At 72.3% G+C, this 21,779-nt stretch carries 19 protein-coding genes; 1 reads left to right on the top strand and 18 read right to left on the bottom strand.

Going from position 1 to position 21,779, the window contains the following annotated elements; genetic code table 11:
- Positions 1-2 precede the first annotated feature (2 nt).
- Positions 3-914, bottom strand: a complete 912-nt coding sequence (locus ACFYTT_RS09765; RefSeq protein WP_387258446.1) for a UbiA family prenyltransferase — start codon at positions 912-914, stop codon at positions 3-5.
- A 241-nt stretch (positions 915-1,155) separates the two neighbouring features.
- Between ACFYTT_RS09765 and ACFYTT_RS09760 the strand changes: the two genes are divergently transcribed.
- Positions 1,156-1,809, top strand: a complete 654-nt coding sequence (locus tag ACFYTT_RS09760; RefSeq protein WP_217705936.1) for a response regulator transcription factor — start codon at positions 1,156-1,158, stop codon at positions 1,807-1,809.
- Here the strand turns inward: ACFYTT_RS09760 and ACFYTT_RS09755 are convergent.
- The 17 genes from ACFYTT_RS09755 to ACFYTT_RS09675 form a co-directional block, all read right to left on the bottom strand.
- The gene (locus tag ACFYTT_RS09755; RefSeq protein ID WP_387258444.1) at positions 1,741-2,517 is read right to left on the bottom strand and encodes a 4'-phosphopantetheinyl transferase family protein; all 777 of its coding nucleotides are present in this window, start codon (positions 2,515-2,517) and stop codon (positions 1,741-1,743) included. The genes ACFYTT_RS09760 and ACFYTT_RS09755 overlap by 69 nt on opposite strands.
- Positions 2,517-3,872 (bottom strand): condensation domain-containing protein, encoded by a 1,356-nt coding sequence (locus ACFYTT_RS09750; protein ID WP_387258442.1) that lies wholly within the window; start codon positions 3,870-3,872, stop codon positions 2,517-2,519. The genes ACFYTT_RS09755 and ACFYTT_RS09750 overlap by 1 nt, the downstream gene beginning before the upstream one ends.
- The gene (locus tag ACFYTT_RS09745) at positions 3,860-5,218 is read right to left on the bottom strand and encodes an MATE family efflux transporter (protein WP_387258440.1); all 1,359 of its coding nucleotides are present in this window, start codon (positions 5,216-5,218) and stop codon (positions 3,860-3,862) included. The genes ACFYTT_RS09750 and ACFYTT_RS09745 overlap by 13 nt, the downstream gene beginning before the upstream one ends.
- Entirely contained in the window at positions 5,211-6,362 is a 1,152-nt protein-coding gene (locus tag ACFYTT_RS09740; RefSeq protein ID WP_131051900.1) for an acyl-CoA dehydrogenase family protein, read from the bottom strand. The genes ACFYTT_RS09745 and ACFYTT_RS09740 overlap by 8 nt, the downstream gene beginning before the upstream one ends.
- Positions 6,340-6,909: an acyl-CoA dehydrogenase family protein gene (locus ACFYTT_RS09735; RefSeq protein WP_387258438.1), complete on the bottom strand. Its 570-nt coding sequence runs from the start codon at positions 6,907-6,909 to the stop codon at positions 6,340-6,342. The genes ACFYTT_RS09740 and ACFYTT_RS09735 overlap by 23 nt, the downstream gene beginning before the upstream one ends.
- The gene (locus ACFYTT_RS09730; protein ID WP_131051899.1) at positions 6,903-7,775 is read right to left on the bottom strand and encodes a hypothetical protein; all 873 of its coding nucleotides are present in this window, start codon (positions 7,773-7,775) and stop codon (positions 6,903-6,905) included. Before ACFYTT_RS09730 ends, ACFYTT_RS09735 begins: the two co-directional genes overlap by 7 nt.
- A gap of 2 nt (positions 7,776-7,777) precedes the next feature.
- Positions 7,778-8,068, bottom strand: a complete 291-nt coding sequence (locus ACFYTT_RS09725) for an acyl carrier protein (protein ID WP_131051898.1) — start codon at positions 8,066-8,068, stop codon at positions 7,778-7,780.
- A complete protein-coding gene (locus ACFYTT_RS09720; protein ID WP_131051897.1) occupies positions 8,065-9,402 on the bottom strand; it encodes a type III PLP-dependent enzyme in 1,338 nt (445 codons plus the stop codon). Before ACFYTT_RS09720 ends, ACFYTT_RS09725 begins: the two co-directional genes overlap by 4 nt.
- Complete coding sequence (locus ACFYTT_RS09715) at positions 9,399-10,769, bottom strand: ATP-grasp domain-containing protein (RefSeq protein WP_387258435.1); 1,371 nt, start codon at positions 10,767-10,769, stop codon at positions 9,399-9,401. Before ACFYTT_RS09715 ends, ACFYTT_RS09720 begins: the two co-directional genes overlap by 4 nt.
- 8 nt (positions 10,770-10,777) lie before the next feature.
- Positions 10,778-11,710 (bottom strand): ketoacyl-ACP synthase III family protein, encoded by a 933-nt coding sequence (locus ACFYTT_RS09710; protein ID WP_131051895.1) that lies wholly within the window; start codon positions 11,708-11,710, stop codon positions 10,778-10,780.
- Positions 11,707-11,985, bottom strand: a complete 279-nt coding sequence (locus tag ACFYTT_RS09705; protein ID WP_131051894.1) for an acyl carrier protein — start codon at positions 11,983-11,985, stop codon at positions 11,707-11,709. Before ACFYTT_RS09705 ends, ACFYTT_RS09710 begins: the two co-directional genes overlap by 4 nt.
- Positions 11,986-12,032: 47 nt before the next feature.
- Positions 12,033-13,721 (bottom strand): acyl-CoA dehydrogenase, encoded by a 1,689-nt coding sequence (locus ACFYTT_RS09700; RefSeq protein WP_357214675.1) that lies wholly within the window; start codon positions 13,719-13,721, stop codon positions 12,033-12,035.
- The gene (locus tag ACFYTT_RS09695) at positions 13,718-15,352 is read right to left on the bottom strand and encodes an acyl-CoA dehydrogenase family protein (RefSeq protein ID WP_387258433.1); all 1,635 of its coding nucleotides are present in this window, start codon (positions 15,350-15,352) and stop codon (positions 13,718-13,720) included. Before ACFYTT_RS09695 ends, ACFYTT_RS09700 begins: the two co-directional genes overlap by 4 nt.
- Complete coding sequence (locus ACFYTT_RS09690) at positions 15,349-17,121, bottom strand: fatty acyl-AMP ligase (RefSeq protein ID WP_387258431.1); 1,773 nt, start codon at positions 17,119-17,121, stop codon at positions 15,349-15,351. The genes ACFYTT_RS09695 and ACFYTT_RS09690 overlap by 4 nt, the downstream gene beginning before the upstream one ends.
- Entirely contained in the window at positions 17,118-17,336 is a 219-nt protein-coding gene (locus ACFYTT_RS09685; protein ID WP_176092293.1) for a ferredoxin, read from the bottom strand. The genes ACFYTT_RS09690 and ACFYTT_RS09685 overlap by 4 nt, the downstream gene beginning before the upstream one ends.
- A 4-nt stretch (positions 17,337-17,340) precedes the next feature.
- The gene (locus ACFYTT_RS09680; RefSeq protein ID WP_387258430.1) at positions 17,341-18,522 is read right to left on the bottom strand and encodes a cytochrome P450; all 1,182 of its coding nucleotides are present in this window, start codon (positions 18,520-18,522) and stop codon (positions 17,341-17,343) included.
- 174 nt (positions 18,523-18,696) lie between these two features.
- A complete protein-coding gene (locus tag ACFYTT_RS09675; protein WP_387258428.1) occupies positions 18,697-21,708 on the bottom strand; it encodes a FlgD immunoglobulin-like domain containing protein in 3,012 nt (1,003 codons plus the stop codon).
- Positions 21,709-21,779 lie beyond the last annotated feature (71 nt).

Raw genomic sequence — 21,779 nt, 5'->3', positions numbered from 1 at the left:
GCTCAGCTCGCGAGGCACTGGGCGATCACCGTCAGGTGCACGGCGTACTGGGTGACCATGAAGGCCCGGTAGGGGCGGCGTCGGCGGTTCCGGTCGCCGTGGCTGGTCCGGGTCAGCACGCAGACGCCCAGCACCACCGCACCGGCCAGCAACAGCCCGGCCGGCGGCACCAGGGTCGGCTCGGCGACGGCGACCGTCGCCAGTCCCGCCGCGACGAGCAGCGCGCCGGTCGCGAGCAGCCGGCGTGCGATGCGTTCGGGCAGCACGATCGGCAGGGTGTGCCGACCGGCCAGCCGGTCGCCGGCCACGTCCGGCAGGTCCTTCGTCATCCCCACCAGGCCCATCCAGAACGACAGGGCCACGGCCACCGCCACCGCCCGTGGGTCCGGTACGCCGCCACCGGCCGCGTACCAGCCGGCCAGGTAGGTGACCAGGCCGCCGGCCACCACCACGCCGACGAAGCCGGGCAGGTTGGACTTCTGCGGTCGGGGCGCCGCCGAGTAGAGCCAGCCGAGCGCCAGCATGGCCGCCACCAGGACGGCGAAGCCGGGGGAGACCAGCAGGCCGAGGGTCATCGCGAGCACGCTGAGGGCGGCCGCCGCCCCACCGGCGGAGGCGGCGGACAGCGCACCGGTGGCGAGCGGCCGGCCCGAGCCGTTGTGCCGGTCCTCGGTGCGGTCGCAGAGGCCGTTGAGCAGATACACCTGCCAGGTGGCGCAGAGCCAGGCCAGCGCGCCGATAGTCAGGTCCCGTACCGCGGTCGGATGAAATGGCGGTGCGGCCAGCAGCGCGCCCGTCAGGAAGCGGAGCTGGAAGACGGCCTGCACCACCGGCCGGCTCTCCGAGAATGAGAGGCCGACGACGCGGGACAGTGAACCGCCCGACAGCGGATCCGCAATCGACTGAACAGACATCGGCGCCCCTCGAATAGCGAAAAATTATCGATGCGTCTATTCTCGGTCAGTCGGGTGGTAATTCGGCTCCGCCAACGACGGCAGTTACGTCTACTACTTTGGTCGTAGGTCGTCTGCCCCCTTCGCGCGGTGCGTGCACCACCTCCGTAGCTACCACTACTGCGGCCCATCCCGAATGTTTATGGTGGCCCTGCGACGCTATTTCGACGAGCGGAAGCGAACGGGGGAAATGGTGCAGCAGATGATCTGGCCGGTTATGTCCGCCGAATACCGGCCGGCAGTGCCGGCCGACGCCCTGACGATCGCCGTGGTGGTCGACAACGAGGTGACCCGGCGCGGGGTGGCAGCCGTCGTGCAGCAGGTGCCGGAGGTGCGGTTACGGGCCGGTCCGGACGGGGCGGACGTGGTCATCGCCTCGCCCCGGGCGCTGAGTCGCGCCGACTCGCTGCTGGGGCACGACGACGGGCGGCAGCACAAGCTCCTCGTGCTGCTCGACGAGCCGGACCAGGTGGACATCGTGCGCTGGCTGACGCCGGACGGCTACCTCCTGGCCACGGACCTCACCCCGGAGTCCCTGCACCTGGCGTTGACGCAGGTGGCCGACGGCCAGTTGGTGGTGCCCACCGAGTTGAGCCGGCACCTGCTCAGGTTGGCGACCGGCCGGACGAGACGGGACCGCGTCCGGGCACCGGTGCTCACCGCTCGCGAGCGGGAGACGCTGGCGCTGCTCGCCGAAGGGCTGAGCAACCGGCAGATCGGCCGTCGGCTCGGTGTCTCCGAACACGGCGCCAAAAGGCTGGTGGGCAACATCATGACCAAACTGGACTCACCGAACCGCACGCTCGCGGTGGCGATCGCCCTGCGGGAACGGCTGATCCAGGCCGAACCGGCGTAACCCCGGCCAGGTTCGCACCACCACCCGGTAGTCGGCGGTCCCGGTCAACGCGACCGACGCCAGGTGCCCGTCGCCGAGCGTGAGATCCCGCACCACCCACGGACCGGGCAGACCCGTCCCACCCCGGCACCGCAGGCCGCGACCGTACGGTTGCGATCCGGCGACCCGTACCCGGAGTCCCTGCACCAGCCGCCCACCGCTGGCCTTCACGCAGGCTTCCTTGCGGGTCCAGTAGCGGAGGTACCACCAGTCCTGGGCCGGACCGCGAGCGCGGCCGACCCGGGACGCCTCGCCCGGCGGGTAGAACCGCGTCGCCAGCCGACCCACCGGTGACGGCGTGCCGTCCGGGTCCGGCCGGGCGAGACGCTCCACGTCGACCCCGACCTCCCGGCCGGTGGTGACCGCCAGCAGGGCCAGGTCGGCCGAGTGCGTCAGGTTGACCTTCGTCTCCGGCTGTCCGAGCAGCGCCGGCTTACCGTGCCGCCCCCGGTGCCAGACCACCCCCTCCGGCGGTACGCCGAGATACCCGCCGAGGATCAACCGGCTGGTGGCGTGGGCGTGGACGTAGCGGCGGCGCACCCGGGCGTCGCCGAGCCGGTCGGCCCGGCGACGCTCGTGCGGGTCCAGCAGGTCAGCCGGATCCGGATCACCGGCGAGTGGACGGCCCAGCGGAATCCGCCAGACGTGGACGACGCCGTCGAGCCGCATCACGCTGCTCCGGTGGCCGCCAGGACCCGTTCCTGCGCCGCCACCGTCACCAGCAACTCCTCGATCTCCCGCAGGATCCCGGCGGCGTCGTCGCGGCTGAGCCGGGCGGTGTCGGCCCGTACGGTCAGCTCCAGCCGGTCCGGCCCGTCCTCGATCACCTTGAGGAAGAAGGTCAGCTCGTCCACCTCGTACCCGGTGCCGAAGGTGAGTCGGCCGGTCGCCTGCGCGGCACGCAGCCGCTCGGCGGTCACCTCCTCGATCGGGCCCGTGTCCGGCCCGGCCTGTCGCAGGTCGTTGAAGTAGCAGGACGGGTCGGCGGTGGCGGCCAGCGTGCCGCGCAACGCGCTGATCGCCTGCCGGTCACTGATGCCGCTGCGGTACGCCTTCATGGCCGTACCCCAGCAGCTCTTGACCAGCACGGCGAAGTCCTCGGCGGAGACGTCGACGGTGGCCGGGACGTCCTGCACCAGGTTGCCGACGTAGCCCCGCAGCTCCGCCCGGTGCCGGTTGCCGGCGATCAGGGTCATCGGCACCCGGTCGTGGCCGGTACGCCGACCGAGGACCTTCGCGGTGGCCGTGAGCAGCACGACGGAGCTGCCCGTGGCGTACCGGGTGGCGATGGCGTCCAGGGCCAGCTTGACCGCGCTGGTGCTGAGCGTCGCGACGGCGTACCGGGGGGACTCCGGCTCCCGAGGGGTGAAGATCGCCGGTGGGGCGGTCGCCAGTTGCTCCCGCCAGTGGGCCAACGATCGTTCCTGGACCCGGCGCCCCGGTTCGCTCTGCTCGAACTCGGCCAACTCGACCGGCTGCATCGCGGGCGGCGGCAGTTCCTCGCCGGCCAGCAGCCGGGCCAGTTCGGCACCGATCACCCGGGTGCCCAGGTAGTCGGTGGCCGCGTGGGACACACAGGTGATCACCACTCGGGGTGCGCCGTCCAGCACACCGACGGCGGGCCGGATCGGCCACTGGGTCGTGTGGTCGAACCGGTGCCCCCGGACCTGTGCCTCCAGGTCGTCGACGAGCGCCCGTGGATCGGGATCCTCGGCGGTGGCCTCGCAGATCTCCACCGGCAGTTCCCCGGCGGCCATCACCTGCTGCATCAGGTCCCCGGCCGGATCGCGGTGGAAGAGGGTGCGCAGCGCCTCGTGCCGGCGGACCAGGGCGCCCAGCGCGGCGAGCACGCCCGGCAGGTCCACCCCCTCGGGCACCGGGGTGAAGACCGTCGAGTTGTAGAAGGAGGTGTCCGGCATCTGCCGGTCGATGTCCACCCAGATGCTGCGCTGGCCCAGGGTGGCGGGGGCGAGTACGCCCCGCTCGCCGTCGATGCGTACCGCCTGCCGGGTCATTCGCGCCATGCCGCCGCCTCCTTCTCGTCCTGGTCGTGGTCGGTGGTCTCCGGGGTCGGGGTGCCCGCTCGTCGGCGGACGAAGAGGACGGTGGCGAACACGGCGGCGATGCCGAACAGGTTGGCGATCGCGATCGTCCAGTACAGCGGCTCCGGCCCACCGGCGGACCGGGCCAGGTAGCCGCCGACCGCCACGATGCCGCCGAAGTAGACGACGTTCAGGGCGATCGCGAGTGGCCCGCCGCCGACCTGCTCCAGCACGGTGAGCGCGGCGAGGACCAGGCCCATCAGCACGAAGGTGGGTGCGACGATGCCGAGGTAGCGGGACGCCTCGGCGGCCACCGCCGGGTCGGCCGCCGTCACCCGGGCCAGCCAGTCCCGGCCGGTCCACACCACCAGGGCGCAGACCACGTAGAACGCGGCGGTCACCTGGAGGCCGGCGCGCAGCACGCCCGGCATCCGGTGGCTCTCCCCGGCGCCCCGGTACTGGTTGGCGACGATCGCGGTGGCCGCGCCGATCGCCACACCGGCGACGACCACCACGCTCTGCACCACGTACGCCACCGCGAAGCCGGACACCACGGTCGCGCCGAAGGCGCTCACCACCCAGGTCAGCGCGAAGTTGCTGGCGAAGATCGCCACGTACGACGCGAAGACCGGCAGACCCACGCCGGCCAGCAGGCCGAACAGGTCGGGTCGCCAGGCCAGCGACGTGCCGGGCTGCCACACGCCGGTACGCCACAGCAGGTAGCCACCGAGCGCGCTGCCGACCACGCCGGACGCGGCGATGGCGATCGGCACCGACCAGAGGCCCAGGCCCAGACCGCCGGGCAGGCCGAGCGCGGCCACGCCGACGATCTCCACGGCGGCGGCGGCGAGGAGTACCGCCGCTCCCTCCCGGGGGCGTCCCGCGCCCCGCAGGGTGGCTCCGCAGAGCACCGACCCGAGCCCGAGCAGCGCGGCCAGGCAGACCCACCGGACGAACCACACGAAGTCGCTCTGCGCCCCCGGGTCGACCCCGAACAACTGACCCATCCCGGGTGCGGCGAGTCCGAGCAGCAGCAGCACCACGACCGACGCCACGGCGCCGATCCGGGCGAACCCGGCCAGCGCCCGGATGCGGCTCCCGGCGTCGTCGCCGCTGAGCGCCGACGCGACCTGGTTCGGTACGGCGAGCCCGGCGTGCAGGGCGATGATCACGAACATGATCGGGGTGAACAGCGAGCGGATGTAGAGCGAGTCGTCGCCCATCCGGCTCATCAGGGCGACCACCACGAGCGGGACCAGGACGCCCACCAGGTCGCCGAGAACCATCGGCGAGGCCTGGCGCAGCACCTGGCGGCGGTACTCAGTCATCGTCGAACCTGCCCTTGGTCAGTGCGTGACAGACGGTGAGCCGCTGCACGTTGCGGGTGCCCTCCATGAACTCGACCCCCCGGGCGTCGCGGGCCAGCTTGTCCAGCCAGGGATGCGCGAACCGGGACCCCGGGCCGAGGATCCGCAACGCCTGCTGGGTGGCCTCCTCGGCGAGCTGGGCGGCCTGCGCCTTCGCGGCCGAGGCGTAGTAGCCGTTGCGGGCGTCCCGGTCCACCTCGTGAGCGGCGCGCAGGATCAGTTGGCGTGTGGTGTGTACCCGATGACCCAGCCGGTCCAGCTCGTCGCGACCCCGTCCGGACTGCGATCGAGCATACTCGATGGCGGCCCGCGCGATCCCCAACGCGATGGCGGCCACCCCGGGGCGCAGCAGGTTGAACGTCCGCAACGCACTCCACATGCCGCGTGCCGAGGCCGGCAGATGGGCGCCGAGGATCCGGCCGGGCGCCACCGGTACGCCGTCGAGGCGGATCGCGCTGATCTGCGCGCCCCGCAGGCCGACGGTGTCCAGCGCCTGGGCGTGGTAGCCGGGAGCCGACGTCTCCACCAGCACCGCGACCACCCCGAGCGGCCCCGAGCCGGTACGCGCGAAGACCGTGCCCACCTCGGCACGGGTGGCGTTGCCGACGTACCGCTTCTCGCCGTGCAGGGTCGCCGACCCGTCCGGCGCCTTGCGGAGCTGCGTGCTCAGCGACATCGCGTCGGAGCCGCGTGCCGGCTCGGTCAGGGCGAAGAACGTCCAGGTGGGACGCGACCGCACCCGCCCGAAATACCACTCCTGCTGGGCCTCGTCGCCGAGCATCCCGACCAGCACGCCGGAGAGCGAGGCACCCGGTGAGGCCAGGAACATCCCCGCGTCGCCGAAGGCGATCTCCTCGGCGGCGACCACCCGCTCCACGGCGGTGCTGCCGTAGTACGTGTACCTGCCGATCCGCATCGGGTCCGGTTGCAGGTGCGCCGGGATCATCGTCTTCCCGACGTAGTTGATCGCGGGCAGGTCCAGGTGCCGATAGACGGTGTCCGGGTCGCGCTCCAGGTCGAAGGCGTACGGCCGCAGCTCCGCGGCCCACTCCCGGGCGTGCTCGCGCAGTACCCGCAGCCGGTCATCCGGCTCGATGATCGCCATGGTCAACTCCGTCGAGGTACGCGTCGGCGAGCAGTTCGGACAGGTGCGCGATCCCGCCCGGCCCGTCGGTCAGGAAGCCGCCGGCACCGAGCAGCCGCAACGACGCGCGGTCGGCGTCGGTGAGCTGGCGGTGCAGGTAGGCGGCGAGGGACGGGTCCGGGTCGTGCTCCAGTGCGTCGAGGACCGCGGCGACGCCCTGCTGCTCGGTGACGATCTCGGCGAGGCTGCCCTGGACCAGTTGCTGCTGGATCAGCGGCACCCCACCGGTCGTCCGGCCGGTCAGGTACTCCCTGGCCTGGTCGAGCAGCCACTGCGAGACGCCGAGCCGCATCCAGGTCAGGCCGAGCACCCACCCGGCGGGCCGGTCGTCCGTCCCACCGGAGAGGTGCTGCCGCTCGGGCGGGCGCAGCCCGTGTCCGCGCGGCCCGTGCACCGTCTCCGGTGCGCCGGTCGCGGTCAGCAACGCCGTCCAGCCCGCCACCAGGCCGTCCCGGCGGGCCACCGTCCGACAGTGGGCCAGCGTGACCACCGCCTGCGCGGTCACCACGTCGGGTCCCAGGCGAGCACGGTGAGGTAGCGCAGCACCGGGTCGTACTCGGCCAGCACGGTCCGGCCGGTGAGCTGCCGGGCGGTGGTCCAGATTCCGGTGCAGAGCGTGCCCCGCCCCACCCGGTGCACCCGCTCGGCCCGCAGCGCGACCTCGGCGGTGACCGGCACGTCGTAGCCGGCCACCAGCGCGAACGGCCGACCGTCGCGGGCCGAGATCTCGTCCAGGACGTCGACCAGCAGCGCCGCTGCCGCCGCCGGGTCGACCTCGGTGCGCTGACCGAGCAGCACGCCGGTCTCGCCGGGCGCGGTCGGTCGGAAGGCGTACGCCACCGCGACGTCCTCGGCCGGCACCCGCTCGGTCGCGTCCACCTCCCACGGCAGGTTGCGCTGGTCGAGGACGACAAGGGCGGTACGCGCGTCGGCTGCCGCGTCGCGCAGGTGGTCGGCGGCCAGCCGCAGCGCGGTGAACGGCGCGGTGACGCCCTGGTCGCTGACGCAGAACACGGTCGGGCGACCGGGTGCCGCCTCGACCAGGTAGCACCCGGCCGAGGCCCGGGAGTCGATGTCCGGGGTGGCGAACGCGAGGACGATCCGGCGCAGCGTGTCCACGCCCGGGGTCAGCTCGGCCACCACCGTCGACGCCATCGTCGTGTACGAGGTGACCTGGGCCTTGGCGAGGAACTCCGGGTCGTAGGAGCGGCCGTAGGCGCCCACCATGTCGGCGAGGTAGCGGTCCAGGCCGTCGTCCTCGATCGGCCCGTTGCCGCGGAAGGTGCGGGCGGCGGACGCCGCCGGCCGGACCGGCAGCTCCCGAAGGAGGCCGGTCCGGTCGGCGGCGAGCCGTGGTGCGACTGTGGTGAACACGGTCAGCGGCTCACGTGCTCGTTGACGTACTCGGAGAGGGTGGTGACGGTCTCGAAGTGCCGCTGCTCCAGGTCGTCCGGGTCGAACTCGGCACCGAGCTCGTTCTCCAGTTCGAGCAGCAACTCCAGCACGCTGGTCGAGTCGAGCCCGAGGTCGTCGAAGAGCCGGGTGTCCGGGGTGATGGTGGCGACGTCCCGCTTGAGGACGGCGGCGAGTGCGGTGCGGACGCTGGCCACCACGGCCTCGTCCACCACCGGCGCCGGGGGCTGACCCTGCACAATCGTCTCGGTCATGACACGCGAATCCTTTCGTTCGAGGGGTGTCCGTTGCTGGTGACGGTCGACACGAGTCGGGCCGGTGCGGCCAGCTCGTCGTGCGTCGGCTGTCGGCTGAGCAGGTCCTCCGGGTCGTCCCGGTGCCGGACCAGGTAGGCGTGTCCCTCGTGGACCAGCACCTCGGCCGGGTAGCCGTGGCTGAGGAAGTGCACGGGGGAGGCGGTCGGCCCGTACGCCCCGGAGCGCAGCACCCCGATGAGGTCGCCGGGACGGACCGTCGGCAGCGGCACGTTCTTGCCGATGGTGTCGTTGGGCGTACAGAGCGGGCCGGTGACCTGCCACTCCGCCACGGCCGGCTCGGCCGGACGGTTGAGCAGGACCATCGGGTAGTTGCGCTTGACGAAGGAGCCGGTCCCGACGGCCGCCATGTGGTGGTTGGTGCCACCGTCGGCGACGGCGAAGCGCTGGCCCATCGACTCCTTGACGTAGCGGACGCCCACCACGTACACACCGGAGGGCGCGGTCAGGTACCGACCCAGCTCCATGATCACGCGGGTGTCCGGGTGCCGGTCGCGGAACGCCTCCACCACCGGGTTCACCCGCTCGGCCACCAGGGCCGGGTCGAGGTCGGTCTCGCCCTCGAAGTACGCCACGCCCAGCCCGCCGCCGATGTCGACCATCTCCAGCGGGAAGCCGTGCCGCAGCGCCAGCCGCTCGGCGAGCTCCAGGATCCGCGCGGTGTTCTCGGCGATGACCTCTTCGCTGAGGATGCGGGTGCCCAGGTAGGCGTGCACGCCCATCACCCGGATGTGGGGGTACGCGCCCAGGTCGGGCGCGGCGAGGAGCTGCGCCTCGTCGATGCCGAACTGGCGCGGCTTGCCGCCCATGGTCAGCCCGCCGCCCTTGACCGCGAACTCCGGGTTGACCCGGAGCGCGACCGGCGCGACGACGTCGTGCTCGGCGGCCACCTCGTTGAGCAGTTCCAGCTCGCCGAAGGACTCGACGACCACCGCGTACACCTGCTCGCGCAGGCAGGCGGCCAACTCGTCGCGGCTCTTGCCGGGTCCGAGGAAGATGATGTCCCGGGGTGCCACCCCGGCCCGCCGCGCGGTGATCAGCTCGGTCAGCGACGACACCTCCGCGCAGGCGCCGTAGCCGTGCAGCACCGCGCAGACCGACAGGTTGGGGTTGGCCTTCAGCGAGAAGAACATGTCCACGGCGGGGTGCAGGCGCTCCCGCAGGCCCTGGTACTGCCGCCGCAGCTGCTCGCCGTCGTAGACGAACATCGGCGTGCCGAATCGCTCGGCCAACTCGGTGATGCCGATGCCCTGCACCTCGTGCTCGGCGGTCATGATCCGGTCCTTTCGGTCAGGCCGGCGACCACGCCGGCCACGTGTTCGTCGAGCTGGCGCACCCGCTCCTCGGTCGGCGCGACGACCAGCGCGTAGAGCCGGCCGTCGAAGTCGCCGTCGCCACCGGCGGCGGCGTTGACCGTGGCGAAGTTGTTCACCAGGACGCCCTCCTCACCGGCCCGGGTGAGCAGGACGTCGCCGAGCGCCCCGTGCAGCCGCTTGAACGGCAGCGGCTCGGGCAGTCGCAGCGGGTACTGCCGGGCCAGCGCCACCCAGCCGGCGGGGACGAAGCGCTCCTGCAACGGGAGCTGGTAGGTGGACATGTTGTTGCGGGCGTTGATCTCGGTGACCGGGAAGAGGCGCTCGTCGTCGCCGACCATCGCGTCGACGCCGACCACTCCGACGTATCCGTCGGCGTGCAGCCGCTCGCCGAGCAGTCGGGCCGCGTCCCGGATCTCCGCCTCCTGGCGGTCGTCGAGCCGGGCCGGGATGCGGTGTCCCTTGTGCACGCCGGACTCGGTGATCGCCTCCTTGACGAAGTCGAACCGGACGTCGCCGTCGCGCCCCACGGTCATCTGGTAGTTGAGGTCGGCCCGCTTGGCCACGAACTCCTCCACCACCAGGGCGACCCGGTCGGAGCCGGTGGTGCGGGCCTTGCGGCTCACCATCCGGTCCATCTGGTCCAGCCGGCGCGGGTCGTCGACCACGACGATCCCCTTGCCGGAGACCCCGTACGCGTCCTTCACCACCACCCGGCGGCCGTCCGAGAGGATCTCCTTGGCCCAGGCGACCGCCGCCGACCACTCGGCGATCGTGACGCAACCCCGACCGGCCGGCTGCCGCAGGCCCACCTCGTCGGCGACCTGCCGGCTGTAGACCTTGCTGTTGACGGCCTTGCAGGTCTGCGCGGAGCTGCCGGCGATCCGGATGCCGGTGCGGGCGGCGATCTCCTCCTCCAGCACCGAGACGCCGTGCACCGACAGGTACGCGCCCTGCTCCGCCCACTGGGCCATCCGGCTCAGCAGCTCGGAGTCGGCGAGTACGTCCTGGCTGACGGTGTGCTGCGGGTTCTGCGCCGACACGGTGTGGATCTCCGGCAGCTCGACGCCCAGGCCGGTCAGGAAGGCCAGGTAGTCGGGGTCGGGAGCGGCCTTGAGCAGCACCCGGTCACCCGCCCCGGCCAACAGCAGCGCGAACTCGTCCATCCGGTTCACCACCGCGCTGCCGGAGCCGAACGCCATCCGGGGCAGGCCCGGCTCGTCCTCGCCCCACACGTCCTCCACCTCGAAGTTGCCGAGGAAGACGAAACGCGCCTCCGGGTCGCCGGTCACCGCGGTCTTGAGCCGGGGTATGAACGGTGCGGTCATCATGCCTCCTAGTGCTCGAAGACCATGGCGGAGAAGGTCGCGCCGAGCCCGACGGCGACCATCAGGTAGCGGTCGCCCGGCGCGAGCCGCTCCAGCTCCAGGGCCGTCTGGTAGTTGATGAAGGAGTCGGCGCAGAAGCAGTGGCCGGTCGAGGCGACGTTGTCCAGCAGCACCCGGTCCACCGGGTAACCGAGCTGCTTGCACAGCCGCACCCAGGAGAGCCGGTTCACGTTGTGCGGCAGGATCAGGTCCACGTCGGAGAGCGCGACACCGGCCTGCGCCACCGCCGCCAGGACCACCTCGGCCAGACCGTCCTGATAGATCGCCTCGAACTCGGCGGCCCGCGCGGCGTCCATTCGCAGACCGGCGTTGAACTGCCCGTACGTCCGGGTGGCGTAGCCCAGCAGCCGGTCGTGGTCGCCGCTGAGCCCGACCAGGACGGCGGCCGAGCCCTCGCCCATGAAGGTGGTGTTCGGGATGAGCTGCGCGGTGGGGGTGAACGCCTTCTCCCCGGCGAAGACCAGGGCCAACGCGTCCGGGTCCCCGTCGGCGGCCAGCAGCTCACCGGCGAGGTGCACGGCGAGCAGCCCCGACGCGCAGGCGTGCTGGGTGACCGCGAACGAGACCGCGTGCTCCAGGCCGAGCGCGGTGCGGACCTGGTGCAGCGGGTTCTCCGGGTACGGCGCCACGGTCTGCAACGTGCGGGCCTGGAGCACGTACCGGACCTGGCTCTCGCGTCCGGTCAGCGCGGTCAGCTTGCCGGCCGCGTTGATCATCATCTGGGTCAGGTCGCCGTCCGGGTCGTAGCGCACCTCGGACAGGCCGTAGAAGCGGCGGAACGTCGCCACCTGCTTCGGGTCCATCGCCAGTCGGGCACCGATCTCCTCGATCGGTACGACCGCCGACGGAAGATAGGCGGAGACCGCCTCGATGGACGTCACCGGGCACCCGCGGGTTGTTGTCCGGCGATCAGTTCGGTCAGGTGCGCGGTCAGCTCGTCGATGGTCGGGTGGTCCCAGACCAGGGTCTCGCTGAGCCGCATGTCCAGGTGCGTCTCGATGTCGCCGCAGAGAGCGAGCGCATAGACCGAGTCCAGGCCGTACTCGGCGAGGCGGACGGTGGGGTCGATCTCGTCCTCGGGCCGGCGCAGGTACTCCGCGACGCAGCGGGTCAACCAGGAACGCAGGTCGCCCGCGCCCTCGGCGGTGGATGCCATGTGGGTTTCCTTCCTCGGATGGTTGGCGGTGCGGACTGGCCTCCGGGTCATCCCGGCAGCGGTCGGCGGGACAGGTCGAAGCTGCGTCGCTCCGCGTGCCGGGCGGCCAGTTCCTGATAGAGCGGCTCGCGGTGGTCGCCGGCGCGGTCGTCGCCCGGACGGCCGAGACTGCGGGCCAGCCGGTCCAGTGCCCCGGTGACCCAGGCCGGGTCGTCGTCCCGGGCCAGCCAGACGTTCAGGCAGGCCGAGGCGGCGAGCACGGTGGCGTACCGGGCGGGCAGGTCGAGCACCTCGACGCGGGCGTCCACGCCCAGGTCGGAGGGGTGCAGCGCGGCCCCCGCCTCGGCGAGGTCGCCGAGTTCGGCCGTGAACTGCCCGGCCAGCCGGCGGAGTCGCTGCTGCTCCGGCCCGTCGCCGGTGAGCCGGTCCACGGCCGCGCCCAGCGATCCGGCCAGGCCGTCCAGCCCGCCGGCGGAGACCCTTAGCCGCGCGAACGGCAGCTCGGGCAGTTCCTCGCCGATCCGGAACAGCGCCGGGTCGGCCGGCTCCGGATGCACCCAGCCGCGCCGCGCCAGCAGCGGCACCTGGGGAAGCATGGTGCCCAGGCAGGCGACACGGGCGGCGTGCCCGAACCCGGCCGGGGCCAGGTCGCGCAGCAGCTTCTGGAAGATCGCGTACCGGCCCTCGCGCAGGTAGAAGTGCGCCCCGAGCACCAGGGAGAGCTGGTGCATCGCGTCCATCAGCCGCTTGCCCACCAGGTACTTCACGGCGGAGGCGTACATGCTGGTCTGGCCGGGCAGCAGGTGCAGCGCGCGGGCCGCGACCAGGCCGAGGCTGTCGCAGATCAGCAGATCCAGGTACGCGTCGACGAGCAGCCGCCGGACCTCGGGCTGGTCGGCGACGCGGTGGCCGTAGAGACGCCGGTCGGCGGCGAAGTCCATGGTCGACCGCAGACCCGAGTCGAGGACACCGGCGAGCATGCTGGGGATCGCGGTGCGGGTGAGCTGGAACGAGCGCAGCGCGGTCTCGATGCCCTGACCGGGCCGACCCACCACCGCCTCGTCGTCCACCGGGCAGTCGGTGAACTCGATGCCGCCCAACTGCACGCCGCGCATGCCTACGCTCGGGTAGCGGGCCAGGTCACGCATCACGCCGTCCGGCAGCGTCTGCTTGTCGACCAGGATCTGCGAGTGGCTGCGGCTGCCCGGCCGCTCGTCGGTGCGGGCCAGCAGCACCAGCCCCCGTGCCCGCGTGACGTTGGTGACCACCTCCTTGCGTCCGGTCAGCCGCCACCCGCCGGTCGTACCCGGCCGGGCCGCGAACTCGGCGCGGGAGAAGTCGTTGCCGTGCGCCAGTTCGTGGTAGGCCGAGGCGATCTTCTGGTTGGAGAGCAGCGTGTCGGCCACCCATCGGGTCTGCGTCGGTGAGCCGGCGGCCCAGACGTTGACCGACGAGATGAACGAGCTGACGCCGTAGCCGAGCCCCAGCGACGGGTCCCGCCGGAACACCGTCCGCAGCACCTGGATCAGGTCGTCGGCCCCGGCCAGCCGCCCGCCGTGGCGGCGCGGCACGAACTCGGCGTTGAGGCAGTACGCGTCGAGGGCGCGCTCGGCGGCGCCGAACACCTCGTCCTTCTCGTCGGCCACCAGCGCGGCCGTGCCGCCGAGCGGGTTGCCGTCGTCGGACGGGTCGCCGAGCAGGTGTTCCAGCTCGTCCAGCCGGGCGGGGGCCGTCATGACAGCTCCTTGAGGTCGTCGGTGAGCCGGTCGAAGGCGGCGGGGTCGGGCCGGTGACCGCCGATCCGGTCGACGATCAGGGCCAGCGTGGCGGCCAGTTCCGGCCGGGCCGGCTCGGCGGACCACCGGTGCAGCACGGCGGCGGCGGCCAGGCACCACTCGTACCGTCGGGCCAGGTCGAACGCCTCGACGCCGGCCGTCACGCCCTGCGGCGGCAGGGCGGCCATCTCGTCGTGCAGCCGCTCGGCGGCGTCCAGGACGTACGCGGCGAGCCGCACCACGCTCTCCGGCGCCGTCGTGCGGACCTGCTCCACCAGGAAGGGCAGGCTCTGCACCAGGCTGCATCCGGTGCGGGAGAACAGCTCCAGGCGACCCGGGTCGGTGGGTGCGCCGACCTCGACGCCGTGCAGCCCTGCGCCGACCTCGACGCCCCGCAGCCCGGCGACGTCCCGGACCCGTTGCCGCCAGCCGGCCACCAGACGCGGGAACTGGGTGATCAGCGAGTGCCGGTTGACGAAGGTGTTGCCGTCGAAGATGCCCACGATGCGGTGGTCCCGTTCCAGCTTCTGGAACGCGCCGTCGGCGTACACGGTGGTCAGGAACGCGCGGGCGCCGAGCAGCTCGCCGCACCGCGCGATCGCCTCGTCGACCAGGGTCGGCGCCAGCGCCTTCGCCACCGCCGAGTAGACGCTCATCTCGCCGGTCAGCGCGCCGGCCGCCCGCCCGGCGAACAGCACCACCGACTCCGCCACCAGCGCGGCGGCGGAGATCTCCCCGAAGCTGCGCCGCACGTGCGGCAACTCGATCAGCCGACGACCGTAGAGCTCCCGCTCCCGCACGAACCGCAGGGTCAGCTCCCGGGCGTGGTCGACGGCGCCGAGCGAGAGCCCGGCCGCCATCACCCGGGTCAACTGGAGCGCCTTGAGCACGATCTCCAGGCCCGCACCGGGCCGCCCGACCAGCGCCTCGGGCGGCACCACCGCACCGTCGAAGGCGATGCCGCTGATGTCCGCGCCCCGGATGCCGTGCGTACGCGCCTTCGGCAACGTCCGGTAGCTGCCCGGGGCGAGCCGGTCCTTGTCGACCAGGAACAGGCTGTGGCCGCGTGCCCCGGCGTCGGCCGAGGTGCGGGCGAGCACGCAGACCGTCCCGGCCCGGGTGGCGTTGTTGATCGGCCACTTCTCGCCGTCCAGGCGGTACCCGTCCGGGCACTCGGTGGCGGTCAGCTCGCCGGCCACCAGGTCGCTGCCGTGCCCGCGCTCGGTCAGCGCCCAGGAGACCACCGCACCGGCCCGGATCCGCGCCCCGAGCCGCTCGGCCCGTTCCGGGTCACCGGCCACCCAGACGCAGACCGCGCCCAGGTAGGTCTTGGCGTGCGCGATCGCGGCGGTCAGGTCGTGCCGGGCGATCGTCCGGACCACCTCGACGAGCTGCGTGTGATCGGTCGACGCGCCGCCGAAGCGCGCCGGCACGTACCAGTCGGGAACCCCCAGCTCGTCCAGCAGACGTACGGCGTCGGTGGGGAACGTCTCGGTCCGGTCCAGCTCGGCGACCCGGTCCGGGCGGAACGGCTCGGCCGTGGCCAGGGCGGCGTCCAGCAGGCCCGGCGAGATGGTGGTGACGGCGCTCATCGGGCCACCCCGGCCAGCTCACGATCCCGGTCGGTGGCGTCCAGGTGGGCGCGGACCTCCGGGGTGAGGTCGGCGTACGTGCCGGTGAGCGAGCCCTCCTGGAAGGCGCGACGGACCGCGACCCGCTGGATCTTGCCGCTGGTGGTCCGGGACACCCCGCCCGGGCGGACCAGCAGCACGCTCGCCTCCACGCCGAACTCGCGGGACAACCGGTGCCGCACCGCCGCCGAGATCCGGGCCAGCTCCTCCGGCGTCGCCCGGCCGGCCCGTACCTCGTGCACCAGGACCACCTGCTCCTCGGGCACCGGCACGCTGAACGCGGCACCGACACCGAGCGCCAGCGCGGGATGCACGGTGCGAGCCTCGGCCTCCAGGTCCTGCGGATACAGGTTGCGGCCCCGGATGATCAGCAGCTCCTTGATCCGCCCGGAGATGTACAGCTCGTCGTCGAGGCGCACCCCGAGGTCGCCGGTGCGCAGGAAACCGCGCTCGCCACAGGCGGTCTCCGCGTCGAAGACGGCGGCGGTGGCCTCGGGGTTCTCCCAGTACCCGCGCGCGAGGCTCGGTCCGCGCAGCCAGATCTCGCCCACCTCACCGTCGGGGAGCAGCACGTGGCGCTCCGGGTCGACGATGCGGATGTCCATCTCGGACGTCGCGCCGCAGCCGACCAGGTCACGGGTGGCCTCGTCGGTGTCCGGCCCGACCGGTCGGGCCTGCCCCCGGCCCAGGTGCGCGGCGTCGACCCGGGTGATGCGGGGAAGCCGGTACTGCCCGACGCAGGAGACCGCAAGCGTCGCCTCGGCCAGCCCATAGCCGGGGCCGACCGCCTCCGGCCGCAGGCCGTAGGGCGCGAACCGGTCGCGGAAACGGGCCAGCGTGCTCGCCTGGACCGGCTCGGCGCCGTTGACCGCGACCCGCCAACGGGACAGGTCCAGGCCGGCGAGCCTCTCCTCGGCGATCCGGTTCAGGCACATCTCGTAGGCGAAGTTGGGTGCCGGGGAGATCTGCACGTCGAAGCGGTCCACCAGGAACAACCAGCTCTGCGGGTGCCGCAGGAACACCGAGGCGGGCATGTGCACGGTGGTGCTGCCGACGTACAGCGGGGAGAGGAAGAGACCGATCAGGCCGAAGTCGTGGTGCATCGGCAGCCAGCCGCCGTGCCGGGCGTCCGACGGCGCGCCGAGGATGCGCTGGTAGACCCCGGCGTTGTCGGCCAGGTTGCCGTGCGTCACCACGACGCCCCGGGGCTGGCTGGTGGACCCGGAGGTGTACTGGAGGAAGGCGATCCGGTCCGGGTCGTCGGGCAGGGCACGGAACTGTCCGACGTCGGGCAGCGCGGTCGCGTCGGTCACCAGACGCGGCAGGTCGCCCACCCCGGCCGCCTCCGCCCAGGTGGCCACGTCACCGGCAACCCGCTCCTCGGTGAGCAGGGCGGCGGCCCGCGCGTTGCGGACGATCGCGGTGAGCCGCTGGCTGCGGTGCTGCTGCCCGTCCGGCACCGGCACCACGATCGGGATCACGCCGGAGTACAGGCAGCCGAGGACGGCGAGGGCCAACTGCGGGCCCGGCGGATAGAGCAGCATCGCCCGGTCGCCGGCGGCCAGCCGGTCCTGGAACAGCGCGCCGACCCGGCGGGCCGCGTCGTGGATCTGGGCGTACGAGTAGCTGATCGGGGCGTCGTCACGCATCGGGTCGGCCACGTAGGTGAACGCGGTCCGCTCGCCGAACTGCGCGACGTTGACCTCCATCCGGGCACTGAAGCTGGTCACCGTTCACGCTCCTGCTGAGTCGTCTGAATCGAGATCGCTCGGTTGGGGCACAGGTGTGCGGCCTCCCGCACGGCCGGGACCCGGTCCGGCTCCGGCTCGGCCACCAGCAGCACGACCGTCCCGTGGTCGTCCTCGTCGAACACCTCCGGCGCGAGCCGGACGCAGTGCCCGGCGCCGAGACAGCGCTCCGCCGCGACGGTGAGCAGGACCGTCATCGGGTCACCACCGCACCGGCAGCCGGCCGAGCCCGAACACCACGCCCTGCTTGACCGGGACCTGCTCGACCGGTACGGCCAGGTGCAGCCCCGGGATCCGGGTGAACAGCGCCCGCAGCGCGATCAGCAGCTCCAGCCGTCCCAGGTGCTGGCCGACGCACTGGTGGATGCCGAAGCCGAAGGTCAGGTGACCGCGTGCCGCCCGCCGTACGTCCAGCACGTCGGGGTCCGCGAACCGCTCCGCGTCCCGGTTGGCCCCGGGGAGCAGCAGCACGATGCCCTCCCCGGCCCGGATCAGCTCGCCGTCCACCTCCAGGTCGGCGGTGGCGACGCGGACCGTGGCACCGGTGAGCGACAGGTACCGCAGCAACTCCTCGACCGCGTCCGGCCACCGCTCCGGCTCGGCCCGCAACAGGTCGAGCTGGGTACGCTCGGTGAGCAGAGTGAGCACGCTCATGCCCAGCGTGTTGACGGTGATGTCCTGTCCGGCGAGCACGATGGCGATGCCGAGGCCGGTCGCCTCCTCGACGGTCAGCTCGCCCTCGTCGATCCGCTCGACCAGATCCCGCAACTGGCCGTCCCGCAGCGTGTCCCGACCCTCGGTGAGCAGGTGGGTCAGGTAGCCGGTCATCGACCGGACCGGATTGAACCGCTTGTAGGTCACCGTCTGGAAGTGCGCGACGTCCGCCTCCGGCACCCCGAGCAGCCGACCCAGGACCTCCGCGACCAGCGGCTTGGCGAACACGTCGAGCAGGTCCACCGGCGGCGACTCGGCCAGCATCCGGTCCAGGTAGGCGTCGGTGTACCGGACGATCTCCGGTTCCCAGGCGCTGATCCGCTTGTAGGTCAGGCTGGGCAGCACCGCCCGCCGCTGCCGCGAGTGCGCCGGCGGATCGGTCCGCAGCAACGCCTCGATGGTCGCCGAACCGCTCTGCCGCAGCCCCGCCATGCCGGGCACCGGCACCGGCATGGTCGGCTGCCGGACGTCCACACTGGTGTCCGGGCTGGCCAGGATCGCCCGGGTCGCCGCGTACCCGGTGACGACCCAGACCGGACGGCCGTCGAACAGCCGCGCCCGGGTGACCGTCCCGCGCTCCCGCAGCTCCCGGTATTCCTCCGGCGGCTGGTACGGGCACTGACGCTTCAGGGGCAGCTCGGGTAGCTGCGTGATGTCTTCCGTGGCCACGGCTCTGCTCACCGGTACCGCCCCTCTCTCCCCCGCTTGTCTCATCGAAGACGAGTCTGCGGAGGTGAGAGAGTTTCGATAAGACACCGCCGGGCGGCGGAAAGAGCGCCCGGCCGGGCATACCCGATCGGGTATGCCCGGCCGGGTTAGGGTGGGTCGGCCCGGCCGACCCCGCTACCTAGGGCGCGGGAGCCACTGGTTCAGCGGCGTACGGTCACCGCCTTGCTGGTCGACCTGCCGTCCACGTACCCCGCCTTGCGGGCGATCACCACGACGGTCAGCTTCTTGTTGCGCATCGAGGACTTGAGCTTCAGCGTCTTCCCCGTCGCGCCCTTGATCACTTTTGCCGTTGAGCCGCCACTCGTACCGGTAGGAGTCGACCTTCGGCGACCAGGTGCCGACCAGTGCCTTCACCGTCCGGCCCACCTTCGGGGTACCGCTGACCGACGGCTTCTTCGTCGCCTTCGACGCCTTACCCTTGGCGACCACGGCCGATGCGGGTGAGGTGGCCACACCGGACGGATGGCCGGTACGCCTCGCGGTCACCGTGACGGTGAGCCGCTTGCCCACCATCGACGGCGTGACCTTCAGGGACGCACCGGTCGCGCTCTTGATCGCGGTGCCGTTGGCCGACCACTGATAGGCGTACGAGGTGGGGGCCGGGCTCCACGTGCCGGGTGCCGCCTTCACCGTCGAGCCGACCGCGAGGGTGCCCGAGATCGACGGCTTCTTCGTCGCCGTCGGCGGTGCGGGAGCCGGAGGCGGCGGGGGCGGCGGCGGGGCGAGTCGTGGGCCGGCGACGGTCAGGGCGGGACCCACGCCGTCAGCGGGCTGGGCGGTCAACGTCCACGCGAAGGCACCGTCGGCCAGCGGCCTACCGGCGGAGTCCCGGCCGTCCCAGGCCACCCGCAGCAAGCCCCGGACCGACGAGCCGGACAGCGTACGCAGGGCGGTGCCCGCCGCGTCACGGACGACGAACTGCCAGGAGGCGGCGGGCTTCGACAGCCACCACTGACCGGACCAGGCATCGGTCTCGCCGGACACGGTCGAGTCGATCACGCTCAACGCCGATGCCGGGATGCCGGTCGGCACGATGTGGACCTGCTGCCACCGGTCGGTGTACGCGACCGCACCGCCGAACCGGTCGACGGTCCAGGCGGTACGCGGCGCGGCACCCGGACCGAGGTCGTCCGCGTCCACCAGCATCCGGGCCGGGCGCTGGCCGTTCAGGTCGACCAGCCGGAGCCCGCCGTTCACCTGCTCGACCAGGTAGCCGTCGCCGAGCAGCACGTCACGTGCCGGGGCGGGCAGGTGGCGCTTGGCCACCCGGTCCCAGACACCCGAGCCCCGCTCGCTGTACGTGTAGTCCACGCACGCCCAGTACACCCAGCGCCCCACGGCCTGCAGCCGGGTGGCCGAGCATCCGTTGCTGGTGGTGAAACTCTCCAGGACGGTGCCGGTGGGAAGCTGGGTGGCGGTCACCACACCGGAGGCGGCCGAGCCGCTCCACAGCGTCGAGCCCCAGACGGCGGCCCCGACGAATGACCGGTTCTGGAGCACGACACCCGCCGCCCCGGGCCGGAACTCGCCGATGTACTGGGTGCTGTACGTGCCACCGTCGATCACCGCGTACCGACCGGAGAGGTCGATGAGCCTCGGGGCGAAGTGCTTCGTCTCGATGCTCGGGCCCGTCTCGGCGGACCCGTTCGCGTACAACATCGTCACGTCGCGGTAGGTCGCATTGGCGCGACCGTGATGGCCGGTGCCGTCGGCGAACATCGTGATGCAGCGGGGGTTGTCGGACGTGCCGCAGGAGCCGTCGCGGCCACCGACCAGCGCGTCCCGGGTGGCGCGCTCGACGGCCGGTACGCCCCCGCCGGTCGGCGTGGTCAACCAGGTGCTGCGGTAGGTGCCGAGGAAGTCGCTGGGACTGTAGATGGTGCTGTTGTCGGCCGTGCTGAGGATGCCGCTGCCGAGCGCGAGCCCGTGGATCTGCGCCGGCACCGGCTGCACCGACGTGATCCGGTGCCGGGTGACCGAGCCGTCCGGGGTCGGCGAGATCCGCCAGATCCCCCAGTCCAGGTCGCCCTCCTCGACGTACTCCCGCGCACCCGCCACCAGGGCGGACCCGTCCGGTGCCTGGACGATCTGGTGCGCGGCCGGGTTCATGACCGTGGCCGGGCGTCGCGTTCCGTCGACGCGCTCGGCCCAGAGCCGCTGCCCACGATAGATGTTGTTGCCCGTGGCGATCGGATCGACCGAGAGCAGGCTCGCACCGACCAGCCCGTGCGCGGCCTGGTAGTTGAGGTGGCCCGTGGTGACCGTGTGGGTCGGTGCCGAGAAGTCCTCCCGGTCCAGGACGTCCAGTAGGGAACGCCCGCTGCGCAGCCTCAGGATCGACTCGGTGGCGAGCCGGAAGCCGCTCACCTCCCAAGCGTCGAACGGGTCGAGCCGGTCCGGAAGCCGGGTGAAGACACCGCTGGCGACGTCGATCAGGCCCCACTTGCGCCACTCGTCGACCGGATCGGCGAGCCGGTAGCGAACGATGACGGAACGGGCGTCGGCGTCCTCGACCGCAGCCTCCGTCACACCATCGGGAAAGCCGGAGACCGGCCTCTCGACGCCGTCCCGGAGCAGGTGGTACGCCAGGTCGTCGGTGCGGGTCAGAATGGTGTCACCGAAGGTGCCCTGGTAGGACCGTCCCTCGGGCAACGTCACCGTGCGGCCGTTCGAGGCACCCCGCAGCAGCGTCACCCGTGGCGACGGCTCGGCCGAATAGACGGCCACCGTGTCCGAACCCGCCCCGTACCAACCCGGGTGGAACGAGGGGGCCGACGGCCACCAGCCTCGGAAGTCGTACTGCACCGGTGCGGGCAGCCGCTGGTCGAGCGCGGTGGTCGTGCCGTTTGCGTACACCGTCCACAACAGACGGTCGTCACCCTCCTGTGCCCACAGGAATCCGGTGTCGCCGGCGTTGAGGATCCGGGTGGCGCGCGGGATGGCCCGCGCCTCGGCGGGCAGCACCAACTCCGCAGTCGGCTCGGGGGAGGCGGCGATCGCCGTGCCGGGCACTGCGGCGAGCGTGCCGACGAGGCACATCGTCAAGGTCAGAACAGTCGAGTTCCGCGCCGTACGCACGGCCGGCAGTTGCCCGGTCAGGGCCACCGTCTCCTCCTCGGAAACCACAAGAAAAGTGGTGCGGAGAAAGGACACCATCGGATCGGCAGACGTGCTGCCCGGTGTCCCCACGCATCTGA

Source organism: Micromonospora sp. NPDC003816 (genome assembly GCF_042874705.1).
Taxonomy (GTDB): domain Bacteria; phylum Actinomycetota; class Actinomycetes; order Mycobacteriales; family Micromonosporaceae; genus Micromonospora.
This window is presented reverse-complemented; position numbering and strand designations above follow the sequence as displayed.

What these genes read in the sequence shown, in the direction of transcription:
- ACFYTT_RS09765 (WP_387258446.1), bottom strand. Translation starts at nt 914, where the DNA reads ATGTCTGTTCAGTCGATTGCGGATCCGCTGTCGGGCGGTTCACTGTCC.
- ACFYTT_RS09755 (WP_387258444.1), bottom strand. Translation starts at nt 2,517, where the DNA reads ATGCGGCTCGACGGCGTCGTCCACGTCTGGCGGATTCCGCTGGGCCGT.
- ACFYTT_RS09720 (WP_131051897.1), bottom strand. Translation starts at nt 9,402, where the DNA reads ATGACCGCCGAGCACGAGGTGCAGGGCATCGGCATCACCGAGTTGGCC.
- ACFYTT_RS09705 (WP_131051894.1), bottom strand. Translation starts at nt 11,985, where the DNA reads ATGGCATCCACCGCCGAGGGCGCGGGCGACCTGCGTTCCTGGTTGACC.
- ACFYTT_RS09760 (WP_217705936.1), top strand. Translation starts at nt 1,156, where the DNA reads ATGATCTGGCCGGTTATGTCCGCCGAATACCGGCCGGCAGTGCCGGCC.
- ACFYTT_RS09685 (WP_176092293.1), bottom strand. Translation starts at nt 17,336, where the DNA reads ATGACGGTCCTGCTCACCGTCGCGGCGGAGCGCTGTCTCGGCGCCGGG.
- ACFYTT_RS09725 (WP_131051898.1), bottom strand. Translation starts at nt 8,068, where the DNA reads ATGACCGAGACGATTGTGCAGGGTCAGCCCCCGGCGCCGGTGGTGGAC.
- ACFYTT_RS09700 (WP_357214675.1), bottom strand. Translation starts at nt 13,721, where the DNA reads ATGACGGCCCCCGCCCGGCTGGACGAGCTGGAACACCTGCTCGGCGAC.
- ACFYTT_RS09715 (WP_387258435.1), bottom strand. Translation starts at nt 10,769, where the DNA reads ATGACCGCACCGTTCATACCCCGGCTCAAGACCGCGGTGACCGGCGAC.
- ACFYTT_RS09750 (WP_387258442.1), bottom strand. Translation starts at nt 3,872, where the DNA reads ATGGCGCGAATGACCCGGCAGGCGGTACGCATCGACGGCGAGCGGGGC.
- ACFYTT_RS09740 (WP_131051900.1), bottom strand. Translation starts at nt 6,362, where the DNA reads ATGGCGATCATCGAGCCGGATGACCGGCTGCGGGTACTGCGCGAGCAC.
- ACFYTT_RS09745 (WP_387258440.1), bottom strand. Translation starts at nt 5,218, where the DNA reads ATGACTGAGTACCGCCGCCAGGTGCTGCGCCAGGCCTCGCCGATGGTT.
- ACFYTT_RS09695 (WP_387258433.1), bottom strand. Translation starts at nt 15,352, where the DNA reads ATGAGCGCCGTCACCACCATCTCGCCGGGCCTGCTGGACGCCGCCCTG.